Origin of the sequence: Cryobacterium sp. Hh7 (assembly GCF_004403155.1) — a bacterium.
Lineage (GTDB): Bacteria > Actinomycetota > Actinomycetes > Actinomycetales > Microbacteriaceae > Cryobacterium > Cryobacterium levicorallinum.
Genome location: NZ_SOHG01000014.1, coordinates 53,662 through 66,252, shown reverse-complemented (window position 1 = coordinate 66,252; position 12,591 = coordinate 53,662). Strand labels below are relative to the sequence as shown.

General features: G+C 63.1%; 11 protein-coding genes. 10 read left to right on the top strand and 1 reads right to left on the bottom strand.

Features of this window, described 5'->3' with window-relative positions; all coding sequences use genetic code 11:
- The first annotated feature begins 164 nt into the window (after positions 1 to 164).
- Together E3T43_RS03565 and E3T43_RS03560 are read left to right on the top strand one after the other, a co-directional pair.
- On the top strand, positions 165 to 1,901 hold the full coding sequence (locus E3T43_RS03565) for a dihydroxy-acid dehydratase (RefSeq protein ID WP_134471357.1): 1,737 nt from the start codon (positions 165 to 167) through the stop codon (positions 1,899 to 1,901).
- A 10-nt stretch (positions 1,902 to 1,911) separates the two neighbouring features.
- Positions 1,912 to 3,282 carry an FAD-dependent oxidoreductase gene (locus tag E3T43_RS03560; protein WP_134471356.1) on the top strand — a complete coding sequence of 457 codons (1,371 nt, stop codon included), beginning with the start codon at positions 1,912 to 1,914 and terminating at the stop codon, positions 3,280 to 3,282.
- On the opposite strand, the gene E3T43_RS03555 is transcribed toward E3T43_RS03560, so the two are convergent.
- Complete coding sequence (locus tag E3T43_RS03555) at positions 3,279 to 4,076, bottom strand: IclR family transcriptional regulator C-terminal domain-containing protein (protein WP_134471355.1); 798 nt, start codon at positions 4,074 to 4,076, stop codon at positions 3,279 to 3,281. The two genes, E3T43_RS03560 and E3T43_RS03555, sit on opposite strands and share 4 nt — an antisense overlap.
- 287 nt (positions 4,077 to 4,363) lie before the next feature.
- On the opposite strand from E3T43_RS03555, the gene E3T43_RS03550 reads away from it, so the two are divergent.
- The 8 genes from E3T43_RS03550 (at position 4,364) to mdlC (ending at position 12,554) form a co-directional block, all read left to right on the top strand.
- The gene (locus tag E3T43_RS03550) at positions 4,364 to 4,903 is read left to right on the top strand and encodes a UGSC family (seleno)protein (protein WP_134471354.1); all 540 of its coding nucleotides are present in this window, start codon (positions 4,364 to 4,366) and stop codon (positions 4,901 to 4,903) included.
- Position 4,904: 1 nt separating this feature from the next.
- Complete coding sequence (locus tag E3T43_RS03545; RefSeq protein WP_134471353.1) at positions 4,905 to 6,026, top strand: hypothetical protein; 1,122 nt, start codon at positions 4,905 to 4,907, stop codon at positions 6,024 to 6,026.
- A 492-nt stretch (positions 6,027 to 6,518) separates the two neighbouring features.
- Positions 6,519 to 7,499 carry an ABC transporter substrate-binding protein gene (locus E3T43_RS03540; protein WP_166791224.1) on the top strand — a complete coding sequence of 327 codons (981 nt, stop codon included), beginning with the start codon at positions 6,519 to 6,521 and terminating at the stop codon, positions 7,497 to 7,499.
- A gap of 46 nt (positions 7,500 to 7,545) precedes the next feature.
- The gene (locus E3T43_RS03535) at positions 7,546 to 8,418 is read left to right on the top strand and encodes an ABC transporter ATP-binding protein (protein ID WP_198414301.1); all 873 of its coding nucleotides are present in this window, start codon (positions 7,546 to 7,548) and stop codon (positions 8,416 to 8,418) included.
- Positions 8,415 to 9,206: an ABC transporter permease gene (locus tag E3T43_RS03530; protein ID WP_198414300.1), complete on the top strand. Its 792-nt coding sequence runs from the start codon at positions 8,415 to 8,417 to the stop codon at positions 9,204 to 9,206. Before E3T43_RS03535 ends, E3T43_RS03530 begins: the two co-directional genes overlap by 4 nt.
- Before the next feature lie 31 nt (positions 9,207 to 9,237).
- Positions 9,238 to 10,521: an aconitase X catalytic domain-containing protein gene (locus tag E3T43_RS03525; RefSeq protein ID WP_134471351.1), complete on the top strand. Its 1,284-nt coding sequence runs from the start codon at positions 9,238 to 9,240 to the stop codon at positions 10,519 to 10,521.
- Positions 10,518 to 10,958, top strand: a complete 441-nt coding sequence (locus E3T43_RS03520) for an aconitase X swivel domain-containing protein (protein ID WP_134471350.1) — start codon at positions 10,518 to 10,520, stop codon at positions 10,956 to 10,958. Before E3T43_RS03525 ends, E3T43_RS03520 begins: the two co-directional genes overlap by 4 nt.
- Positions 10,959 to 10,967: 9 nt before the next feature.
- The gene (mdlC, locus tag E3T43_RS03515; RefSeq protein ID WP_134471349.1) at positions 10,968 to 12,554 is read left to right on the top strand and encodes a benzoylformate decarboxylase; all 1,587 of its coding nucleotides are present in this window, start codon (positions 10,968 to 10,970) and stop codon (positions 12,552 to 12,554) included.
- Positions 12,555 to 12,591: the final 37 nt, after the last annotated feature.

The following is a 12,591-nucleotide window of genomic DNA, read 5'->3' as shown; positions in this document are numbered from 1 at the left end:
GAGATCACACTACCTATGTCGATAGGCATTAGCAATCAAAATATTGCTGAGCTCATTTTCGTACGCATTGCGGTCACTCGACTGCAGTGCGTACACTGAGACTGGCCGATAGTGACGTCGCACGGCCCGTGCGCGGTCGGCCACCGACCGAAACGAGGACGACGATGCCCGAGTTACGCAGTAACTTCCCCCCGAATTCAGCACTGGGAATCACGCGCCGTGCACACTGGCGCGCCCTCGGCATCCCGGTGAGCGACCTGTTGAAGCCGAAAATCGCGATCGTCAACACGTCGTCCGAGTTGGCCGCGTGTTACGCGCACCTCGACGACATCGCGGCCGTACTCAAAGACGAGCTGCGGGGACTCGGGGTGGTGCCGTTCGAAATCCGCACCACAGCACCGTCCGACTTCATCACCAGCGCAGGACGCGCTGGGCGCTACATCCTGCCGAGCCGTGACCTGATCGTGAACGACATCGAAGCAGCGGTCGAGGGCGCCAAGCTCGATGCGATGATCTGCCTGAGCTCGTGCGACAAGACCACACCGGCCCACCTCATGGCGGCCGGCCGCCTGAACATTCCCACCGTCATTGTGACCTGCGGCTACCAACATTCCGGACTCGCCGCCGGGCGCGAAGCCGACGTCGAAGAGGTTTTCCTCCTCGCGTCGAAGGCAGTCGTTACCGGTGAACCAGTCGACGACCTCGAAGTGCTCGCCGACGATGCCATCCTCGGCCCGGGCGTGTGTGCAGGGCTGGCCACCGCGAACTCCATGCATATCGTCGCCGAAGCCCTCGGCATGGCGGTGCCCGGTGCGGCTCCGGTCCGCGCGAATAGCGAGCGAATGTGGGACACCGTGCGCCGCTCAGCCGTCGCCCTGGTCGACCTCATCGAGCGCGACGTGCGTCCCCGCGACATCATCACCGCTGGATCGATCCAAAACGCCGTACGCACGATGCTCGCGGTCGGCGGCTCGATCAACACCATCAAGCACCTGCAGGCGATCGCCATCGAATCGGGCGTGGGCATTGACGTCTGGGAGACTTTTCGCGTTCTGGGCCGGGAGACACCTCTCGTCGCTGCGGTGCGACCCAACGGCCCGTGGCTCGTCGAGAACTTCGAGGACGTCGGTGGCGGGGCGACGGTGTTGCGCGAAATTCTTCCCCTGCTCGATGGCGACCAGCTCACCGTGAGCGGTCAGACGGTCGCCGAAAATGCAGCGAGCGCGCGCCCGGCCGACGGCAAGATCATCCGGCCGCTGTCAGACCCCTATGGCACTGACCCCGCGATCACCGTGCTGCGCGGCACGCTCGCCCCCGGCGGCGCCGTCGCCAAGCGCCCCGTTCCCGACCCCGGCCCACACACCTTCACCGGCCCGGCTCGGGTCTTCCAGAATCGCGAAGAGGCCATTGCCGGTATCTCCAGCGGTCGCCTGGCACCGGGCGATGTCGCGGTCATTCGTGGCATCGGTGTCTCGGGAGCACCGGGCATGGGTATGACGTCGGCGTTCATCTTCGCCCTGCACGCCCGCGGTCTCGCTCAGAGCGTCGCCCTCGTCACCGACGGCCAGTTCAGCGGGCTGGTCAATCAGGGTGTGACGATCGGCGAGGTCTCCCCCGAGGCGGCCGCAGGAGGTCCACTTGGACTCGTGCAGGACGACGACATCATCGACATCGACCTCAAGACCGGTCGACTCGACCTGCTCGTGGACGCCGCCACGCTCGCCGCACGCACACCGTATGCACCGCCAGCCGACCGCGATAGCGGTGGCGGCATGCTCGACCAGTACGAGCGGCTCGTACAACCGCTGAACTGCGGGGCCGTGCTGTGCGCCCGCCCCGCCGCCGGACTGTGCGAGCCAGCCCTCGCAACGGCCCTGGCCTCGACATCCACCCCCAACTGACGGAGACAGCATGAGCAGATCCACGATCCACCTGCCCGCCAGGGACGTTCCGGTCATGGGCGAGTACGACGTCGTCGTCATCGGCGGCGGACCTTCCGGCGTGCTCGCTGCCACGGCCGCGTCGCGGGCCGGTCTCTCGACTTTGTTGATCGAACGCTACGGCTTCCTCGGCGGTGCCGGCACGATGGGCGGGCTCAGCACGTTCTGCGGCTTGCATGCGCGCGTGCACGGCGAGGACAAGCTGGTCGTGCACGGATACGCCGACGAGTTACTCGATCGACTCACCGCGCTGGATGGGTTGAACGCACCCCACCTGACGATTCAGGACCGTCTCCTGGCCGTGTCCTTCGACATCTCCGCCTACAAGATCGCAGCCGATGAGCTCGTCCTGGCCGGAGGCGCTGAGCTGCTCTTCCACACGTCCGCCGTCGACGTCGTCATGTCCGACGTCGATACCATCGATGGGGTCATCGTGGAGTCGAAGTCGGGCCGCGCCGCGGTGCGCGGAAGATTCTTCATCGACGGTTCGGGGGATGGCGATATCGCGGCCTGGTCAGGCGCGCCGTTCGAGCGTTCACCCGACCTGATGTATCCCTCCCTCATGTTTCGCATCAACGGTGTCGACCCCGTCGAAGCGGGCGAGGCCTGGAAAACCGTCCAACGTCTCATGGAGGAGGCCGAAGCCGCAGGGACACACACTTTCCCTCGAAAAAAGCCGATTGTGCGTCCCCAGCGCAACCCGTTGGAGTGGCGCGCCAACCTCACCCAGCTCCACAATGACGACGGTTCGCCCGTCGACGGTACCGATGTGCACCAACTGACCCGGGGTGAGATCCAGGGCCGGCAGCAGGTGAAGGACACCTTTGCCTTCATCCGCGACCGCACGCCGGGTTTTCAGAACTCCTACGTCGTTGACATCGCGCCTCAGATCGGCATCCGGGAAACGCGCCGGATCAACGGCCTCTACCAGTTGACCGAGAGCGATGTGCTCGACTGCGTCGACTTCGACGACACGATCGGCGTTAACGGATGGCCCGTCGAAGCACACGTTGTCGGCGACGTGGACTTTCGTTTTCCTGGCGCCACCGACTCTCGTGGCTTCAACCAGTTGCCGTATCGCATGATCGTGCCCGCCCGAGTAGACAACCTGTTCGTCGTCGGCCGCTGTGCATCGATGACTCAGGGCGGCCAGTCATCCGGGCGCGTCACCGGCCCGTGCTTCGTCATGGGGCAGGCAGCAGGTACCGCCGCGGCACTGGCCCTGGCCGGCGGTACGAGCGCAGCAAACGTCGATGTGTCTGCCTTGCAGGCCCAACTCGTCAAGGATGGCGCGTACTTGGGTACGGATCTCCCCGCCGATGTCGTGCCCGCGCTCGCCTAAGCGGGCACAGACCGATACAGCTGAGGGTTCGCGATACGGTAAATGCGCCCGATTCGCTCCGCGGCGTCGCGCAGCAATGGCACGACGGTGTCGGTCAACGACAGCTCGGATGCGCGGTCCGTCGTTGACGAGACGGTCAACCCGCCGATGACACTTCCGTCGACGACGATCGGCACCGCTGCAGCCAGCATTCCGGGGTGCAGTTCTTCGATGGAGATGTCGAAGCCGCGACTCCGCACGTCGTCCAGGCGCGTGCGGAGGAGCGCAGGCTCACAGATCGTGCGCGACGTGAAGCGCTCCAGTGACGCGACCGTGAAGTAGTCGTCGAGCGCGCCATCCGTCAGATTCGCCAACATCACCTTGCCGACCGCGGTCGCATGGGCCGGCAGACGCGTTCCAACGCGCACCGCGTCCGGCAGGGCCCGGCGTTCTTCCAACCTCGCGACGTGGATGACGTCGGTACCATCGAGGACACCAACGCTGCACGTCTCGCTCGTCTTCTCGACCATCTCGGCCATGATGGGGTAGGCGATCTCCGGCAGCGATGAGGTTCCAAAATAGCCGGCACCGAGCTCGAGGATGCGGGGAGTAAGACTCCACAAGCCGTCCTGAGAGTGGGCATAGCCCAGGTGTTCGAATGTCAGCAGGATTCGTCGCACGACCGGCCGGGGAAGCCCAACGCTCGCAGCGACCGCGCTGGCCCGCAACACCGCGTTGTGCCCCCCGAAGGCACGCAGCACTTGGATGCCGCGCTCGATGCTCTGGATATGGTCGCGTGACCTGTCTGATGCCACTTTTCAACCACCGTCCGAATGTACGCTCTGCGTTCCTCTTGCGTTCTACTATACGGATGCCAGCACGCACACTGGCTCGAAGTCCTCGTCTGGTTGAGCTTTCTCCGACAGACCGAGAAGCCACAGCGGGGCGCGCCGAACACCATCAGGATCACCGTCGACGGCTGCGCGTCGGCGCTGGTCTGAGCAGGACTCTTTCATTGAATGAAATTGGTCAGCGGGTGGTTTGTCGCCGCGTGTCATATTTATCGCACCAATTGAAGCTGGCGATGAAGGAGTGACTCAAGATGGCTATAGCAGGACTTTTGCTCGATCCGACGGGGATGGAGGACGAGCAGACGGACATCACCCTGTCGCCGCGTCCAGTGAGTTTGAAGGGGCTGACCATCGGCCTGCTCGACAACACCAAACCCAACGCGACGATGTTGCTGCAGGAGATCGCGAAGGCGCTGCAGGAGAACTATGGGGCGGGTGAGGCACTGTTGTATACGAAGGACTACTTCGGCACCCCGGTCAAGCAGCCGCTTCTTGAGCAGATCGTCGACGAGTGCGATGTCGTGATCACCGCGGTCGGTGACTGCGGCTCGTGCAGCGCGGCGACCGTGGCCGACGGAATCTTGTTCGAACGAGCCGGCATCCCGACCGTGAGCATCACCTCCGACTCGTTTCTGATGTCCGGTCAGGCGATGGCCACCGTGCAGGGATTCCCGGGGTTCGACTTTCATGCCGTGCAGCATCCCATGTCAAGCCTGAGCGCCGAGGAAGTCAAGGAGCGTGCATTGACAGCGCTACCCGAAGTCTTACGCATTCTGGGAGTGGAGGGCTGAGATGACCATGATCACGCAGGACGAAGCCATCATGACTGACGACAACGCCAACGCTGCCTACACGGCGCTGGAATACTACTCGGCAAAGGAATGGACCGATGGGCTTCCCGTCGTTCCCGTCACCGAGGCCTACCTGGCCGCGTTCCTGGCGAGCGTTGACCGCGATCCGAACGAAGTACTGTTCACAATTTCCCACCTGAATCGTCACCTCACCGTGCGGCTCGCGGCGATCAATGCGGCGATGGCTGGATGCCTGCCCGAGTATTTCCCCGTCGTCGTCGCAGCCTGGGAAGCTATCGCGATGGAGCCGCACCCCGCGCGCGGCATCTGGCAGAGCACCACAGGCACAGCGCCGTTCCTCGTCGTCAACGGTCCGATCCGCAATGAAATCGGACTCAACAGCCAGGGCAACATCTTCGGTTCGGGGTTCCGGGCGAACGCGACCATCGGCCGCGCGATCCGGCTCGCCTCGATCAACGTTTTCGGCCTGCATCCGCACAAGCTCGATCAGGCCACGCAGGGCACTCCGGCGAAATACTCGGCCTGCATCGCGGAGAACGAAGAGCAGAGCCCCTGGCCGCCACTGCACACCGAGTATGGCTTCGATGCCTCCGAGAGCGTCGTAACGGCGTATGTGATCCGCTCGGTGATGCACATCGAAGCCCGCCACACCGTCAAACCCGAGCAGCTCGCGCTTGATTTTGTCGACAGCATCTGTCGCACCGGCGCCCTCATCCACGAATACACCAGCGCCTTGCTGGTGCTCGTGCCCGAGCATGCCGAAGTCTTCGCCCACGCGGGCTGGAGCAAGGGCGGCCTGCGCAACTACATTTTTGAGCATGCGGTACGACGTCGCTCAGCGCTCGTCTCCGTCGGCAAAGACGCTCTCTCGCACAAGACCCGGTGGCGCCTGCCGTCTGAGCATCCCGACTCGATGCCCGACACCGCCCATTCCTCGGACGACCCGGACGACGTGCGCCTGCTCAGCCACCCATCCTCGATCCAGATCATGGTGGCGGGTGCCAACAACGCCGGCGTCTCGTCCGTCGTCGAGGTGTTCACCCTCAACCCGCCCCGCGAAAACCCGTTCTCCTTCAGCAAAATCGAACCCGCACGACACTAATTTCCCAACCAACTGCCCTCGCCCGTGGCAACCGCCACGGACGAGGGCAGCGCTGTTCCAGCGAGCTGTCGGTTGAGACTCGCCGGCCAACAGCGACGCGGCACCCGCGGCCGAGGTCGAGTTGAACGATGAGCGAGCGGCCCGGTCGGGGCTGCTCGCACGGCGGCGCTGAAGGTGCGAGCGACGAGTTCGGGCCCGCGGCCTCGGTAACATAGCCCCTGTCTGCGACGCCATTATCGGCAAACGATCATCGGGTTTCCAGACAACAGCGAACCGCGCGGTCGGCTTTCCAATATCCGGAAAGGTTGTTTGATCGGTGGTGAGCCACTGTGGTTCGCTGACCTCAGCCGGAAGACAATGAGCTTCCTGCTTCTCGAAACAGAAAGCCAACAAGGGAGTCGGTTTATGTCGAATGACGGTGCTGTTTTCAGCCGCAGAAGCTTTGTTACCCGCGCGGGTGGCACCATCATGTTGGGGGCGCTAGGTGCGAACATGCTCGCTGCCTGCGCGACGGGCGAGTCCACACCGGCCGGCACCACGTCCGGCGGCACGGGAGGGGGCGACGCTCTTACCCCGTTCACGTTTCTAAGTTTTCTCCCATTGACCTCGTTCTCGGTCGTTCCGGAGATGTACGGCGATCTGACCGGCGCCTTCACGAAGAATCACATGGACATGACGCTTCAAACGGTCAAAGGTTCGGCACAGGCGACACAACTCCTGCTTGCCAACAAGGGACAAGTCGCCCGCAATGGCCTCATCGACGCGATGATCGCCGCTTTTGCGCAGGACCAGCCCATCGTCATTCCGGCCATCGACACGTTCCAGGTCGGAATCCGGATCGTGACCACCGATGCATCCCCTGAACCGTCCGACTGGGTCGGCAAAACCATCGGGGTTCCGTCGGTGAACGGCACGAGCGACAAGACGCTGTCCATGTCCTTGCGGAAGATGGATATCGACCCCGAGAGCGTGAAACGTCAGCTGGTTGGGCTTGCGCCCGGAACGTTCGACCTGGTTCGCAACGGCACACTCGCCGGTTACATGGTGAGCGCCGACACGGCTCAGATCGTTGCCAAGCAGAACTCGGATGCTCGAATTTTCGTACCGACATCGGTCACGGGAATGAACATCTATATGACGACCAAAGAGCAGATCGACCAGCACGGCGACGAGCTCAAGAACTTCTTCCTCGCGGTCCAGCAGGTGAAGGAGGGCCTCATCGCCGAGAAGAACTTCGATGCGGCGATCAAGACTCTGAGGAGTGAATACACCTTTGCGTCTCTGGACGACGACGAAATTGCCAACGCCTCGTTCAAGGAACGCACGGCAGCGTGGCAGGGCAAGGACGGGCGAACCGGCTGGCCGGACATGGAGGAATTGGAGGGTGCCTACGGCGAGCTCGTCGACTCCAAGGTGGTCCCCAGCGGCAAGAAGATCGAAAGTCTCGTAGACACGAGCCTCCTGCCGCAGTGATCAGAGACGCCAGGATAAACAGGAACGAACGAGGGCGAGCAGAAAGTTGGTAACCATCATCGATGCTGGAAATTCACACTTGGCGGAGCGGTGCCCTGTTGCCGACCGTGCCGGACAGGATGCCGTTGCGCCACACCCGATGGTCAAGCTGGAGATGAAGGGTGTCTGCAAGGATTTCGTGACGGCGCGAGGGACTACCCGCGCACTGTCCGACGTCAACCTGGATATCTACGAAAAAGAGTTCGTGTCGCTGATCGGGCGATCCGGATGTGGCAAGACCACCGCTCTTCGAATCATGGCGGGCCTGATCCAACCCACATCCGGTGAGGTGAAGATCGGGGGGAAATCTCTCTGGTCGGGTTCCACCATTGATTCTTCCGTGATCACTCGGATGGGGATCGTGTTTCAGGATGCCAACCTCTTTCCCTGGTACAACATCCTCGACAACATTACGCTTCCGCTGCGGTTGCGCGGGGTGTCCAAGTCGGCACGTCATGCTCGAGCGCGTGAGCTCATGGGTCTGGTGGGGCTCGACGGCTTCGAGAAGTCGCATCCTCGCGAGTTGTCCGGTGGCATGCGACAGCGAGTTGCCATCGCGCGCGCGCTGAGCTACAACCCTGACCTACTACTCATGGACGAGCCTTTCGGAGCATTGGATGCATTGACGCGCGAGCGGATGAATCTTGAGCTGCAACGGATCGCTACCGTCATCGGGGCAACGGTGGTGTTCGTCACTCACGACATCACTGAGGCTGTTTTTCTCGGCAGCAGGGTCGTCCACCTCACACCGAGGCCCGGCCGGATCCAAGACATCACGACGGTAGATATCCCCCGTCCGCGACCGATCGAGGCCCAGTCCGGGCAACGTTTTGTCGAAATAGCGCGCAATCTGCGTGAAGCCCTTGATAAGGAGGAATGAGCACAATGCGCGATGACAAACTAGCCAAGACGCTCAAATGGGGTGCGACACCGGCCATCCTGATCATCTTTTTCGTGGCCTGGGAATTGGGAGTAAAAATCTTCCAGGTCAACGAGCTGATCCTTCCGGCTCCGACCCAGATTTTCGCCAAACTGTTCACCATGCTGGGAACGGAGTCGATCTGGATCGATGCGCGAACGACCAGTATCGAGGCGGTCGTCGGGTTCCTTATTGCTCTCGTTCTCGGAGTAACCACGGGCGTCGTCCTGGGCAAGTCGCCCTTGCTGGAGCTCAGCATGCGACCACTCATCGTGGCATCGCAGGTCGTGCCGAAGGTCGCACTGATCCCACTCTTTGTCATCTGGTTCGGGTTCGGAATCAGCAGCAAGATCATCATCGCTGCCCTGATGGCGTTCTTCCCCATCATGCTCAACGTGCAGCTCGGAGTCAGGTCGGTCGATCCCGGGCAACGCGACGTCATGCGCAGTCTGAACGCGACCAGATGGCAGACCTTTCGCCACCTCGAGCTCAAGAGCATTTTGCCGTATGTCTTCGCCGGCATGGAGGTCGGTATCGTTCTCTCCGTCATCGGCGCCATCGTGGGCGAGTATCTCGGTGGCAGTTCGGGACTCGGCTACCAGTTGGTCAACACCCTGAACCAGCTGGATGCGCCCGCACTCTTCGCGGTGATTCTCCTGCTCGCGACCCTGGGCCTCATTCTGTACTCCGTGGTGACGTTTGCCAAGCGGGTTTCCATCCCCTGGCACGAATCGACGAACCTGCACTGATGAGAGTGGATACAGAAAGGTACGGTAGATCATGAAGTTAGCCGACGACGAGAAGGCCATGCGCGACGGGGCCGAGGGCGATGCGGTTGCAGCCGCCATGGATCTACTCATCCGCTATGGGGAGGGGCTCGGGGCCGAACGGCTCTGTGATACCCGCAACGTGGCGGGGACCATGGCGCAGCCGTCCCCGGCGAAGGAGATCCTCGTCAGGCAGGGCGGCTGGAACAAGTCCTACGCGGTGATCAATCTCGACTGCGACGATGACATCACGATCCCCAAGATGCGGGTACCGACCTGTCAACTGCAGATGGGTTTTGGCCAGGCAGATGCCGAGGCGGTCAAACCTTATTCGCCGCACCTGGTCGAACTGCAGGAGGATGGTGAGGCGTTCTACGCCGAGCATGGCGTGACCATTCTCGCTACGTGCACGCCTTACCAGGTGGGTAATCTGCCGCTGCGCGGTGAGCACTGCGCGTGGATGGAATCCTCCGCCGTCGTTTACTGCAACTCAGTACTCGGCGCGCGCACCAACTGCGAGGGCGCGGCCTCCACTGGCGCAGCTAGTCTGACCGGAAAGATTCCGTACTGGGGCAATCACGTGCCCGAGAACCGATATGGCACGCACCTCGTCGATGCGACCATTCCGGTCAAGGGGTTCCAGGACTGGGGCATGTTCGGCTACTTCGTCGGCGGCGCTGTACAGGAGGCTCGACCCGTCATTCGCGGGGACTGGCAGCAGCCCGACCTCGCCGATATCAAGCATTTCGGCGCCGCAGCCGCAACTTCCGGAGGGATCGAGCTCTTCCACATCCCCGGGATCACGCCCGAGGCGCCCACGATCGAGGCGGCATTCGGCGGAAAGCCCATCGGAGAACCGATCTTCTTTGGTGAGCGTGAGCGTCGGGCGGTGTACGAGGAGCTCAACGGGATCGGCTCCTCCACTGACGTCGACTTCATTCTGCTCGGCTGCCCCCACGCCTCACTCGACCAGATCGCGAGACTCGCCCGGGCGATCGAGGGCAGATCCCTCAATGCCGGCACCGAGCTGTGGATCATGACCCCGCGTGCGCTGCGCAGCGTCGCCGACCGCAACGGATACACGGAAATTATCCAGAGGGCTGGCGGGAAGGTATTGACCGACTCGTGCCCGGCCATGTCCAAAGCTGTACCGGACGGCACCCGGGTTTTCGCCACGGATTCCGCCAAGCAGGCGCATTACCTCGCCGCGATCATGAACATCGAAGCCTGGTTCGGCACGCTGGAGGAATGCGTCGATGCCGCCGTCACCGGCAAGTGGAATGGGCACCTCGCATGACCATCGAATTTGAAGGCCGGGGCATCGTCGGCGGTTTTGCGGAGGGCGAAGCGCTCGTCACCCACGAGACGATTTCCGGCTGGGGTGGCATCGACCCCATGACGGGGACCATTATTGAGAGCAGACACGAACTGGTCGGCGTCTGTTTCACAGGCAAGATTCTGGTCTTCCCGGGTGCGAAAGGTTCCTCGGGATGGTCGGGCTTCTTCCAGAGCACCAGGCTGCTCGGGACAGCGCCGCTGGCCATGGTTTTCACCACCGTGACCTCCAAGGCAGTTCTGGGCGCCATTGTGACCCGAGTGCCCACTGTCTCCGAGTTCGACCTGGACCCGCTCGAGTTCATCGAGACCGGCGATTGGGTCGCGGTCGACGGCGACCGAGGCGTCGTGACCGTGACGAAAAAGGCTGAGCGCACCGATCTAAGAATCGCCAGCTGAGGCTGACCGATGGCCACAGTACGGGAAGCAACCTACGACATCCTGCGGAAAAACGGGTTGACGACCATTTTTGGCAACCCCGGCTCCAATGAACTGCCGTTCCTGGACCGGATGCCCGCGGATTTCCGCTACATTCTCGGTCTGCACGAGGGCGTTGTGACCGGGATGGCCGATGGCTACAGCCTGGTCACCGGTGAGCCGGCGTTCGTGAACCTCCATTCGGCCGCGGGGACCGGAAATGCCATGGGTGCGATCGCGAACGCTTGGTACTCGCACAGTCCGCTGGTCATCTCGGCTGGGCAGCAGGCTCGGCCGATAATCGGCCTCGAGTCCATGCTCTCCAACGTTGACGCAACCCAGTTGCCCCAGCCGCTCGTGAAGTTGAGCCTCGAGCCATCGATCGCTTCCGACGTTCCGCGCGCCATCGCCCAGTCCATCCACACCGCGACAGCCGCGCCTCGCGGGCCGGTGTACGTGTCCATCCCTTGGGACGATTGGACCGAAGATGCCGGGGAGGCCAGTGAGTTTCTCTCCTCCCGAGTCGTGACGACCGCAGGTTCCCTGTCGCCGGGTCAGCTCGCTGATATCACCGAGCTGATCGGCGCATCCGTGAACCCCGTTCTGATCCTCGGAGCGGACGTCGACGCGGCTGGCGCCGGAGCGCTCGCTGTTGAGCTGGCCGAGAGACAACGGACGCCGGTCTGGGTGGCGCCGTCTGCATCCCGCTGTCCGTTTCCGACCCGCCATCCGTGTTTCCGCGGCGTGCTGCCCGCTTCGATCGCCGGCCTGTCAAGCCGGCTGGCTGGGCACGACCTCATCCTCGTCATCGGCGCACCGGTCTTTCGCTACCACCAGTTTCAGCCGGGCCGATATTTGCCAGCGGGAGCCGCTCTCATCCAGATCACCTCGGATCCCGGGGAGGCCGCCCGTGCCCCGATGGGGGACGCCGTGATCGCCGACGTCCACTCCGCCCTGGCGGCGCTGGTTTCGAGTCTCCCCATCGCCGCGCGCGCGATGCCGATCGCGCGCACCGTGCCTGGGCTGGCACCCGTGGATGGAGTGCTGACCCTGGAGGCTGCGTTCGACGTGGTGAATGCGGTGGCGCCGGATGACGCGATCTATGTGCGTGAGGCGACGACCACCGCTGAAGCGTTTTGGGATCGCATCGAGATGAGGCATCCCGGCAGCTACTTCTTCCCAGCGGCTGGTGGCCTCGGCTTCGGCATGCCCGCCACCGTGGGCGCACAACTCGCCAGCGCGAACCGCAAGGTGATCGGCGTCATCGGGGACGGGAGCGCCAACTATGGGATCCCCGCGCTCTGGACGGCAGCCCGATACCGGATTCCCGCGACCTTCCTCATTCTGAACAACGGGACCTACGGCGCACTGCGCGCGTTTGCGACCCAGCTCGGGGTCGAGGGCGTGCCCGGCATGGACCTCGGCGGCGTCGATTTTTGCGCTCTGGCGACCGGCTACGGCGTGCGCTCCAGCGTCGCGGACTCGGCCGAGTCTTTGCGGGAATCGTTGACCGCGGCCCTCGCCGGAGACGTTCCGACTCTCATCGAAATCCCCATCCGCGCGACGCCGACGAACTGAAGTACCGCCTGGACCGGGAATGTGAGGCCTGGGGAAG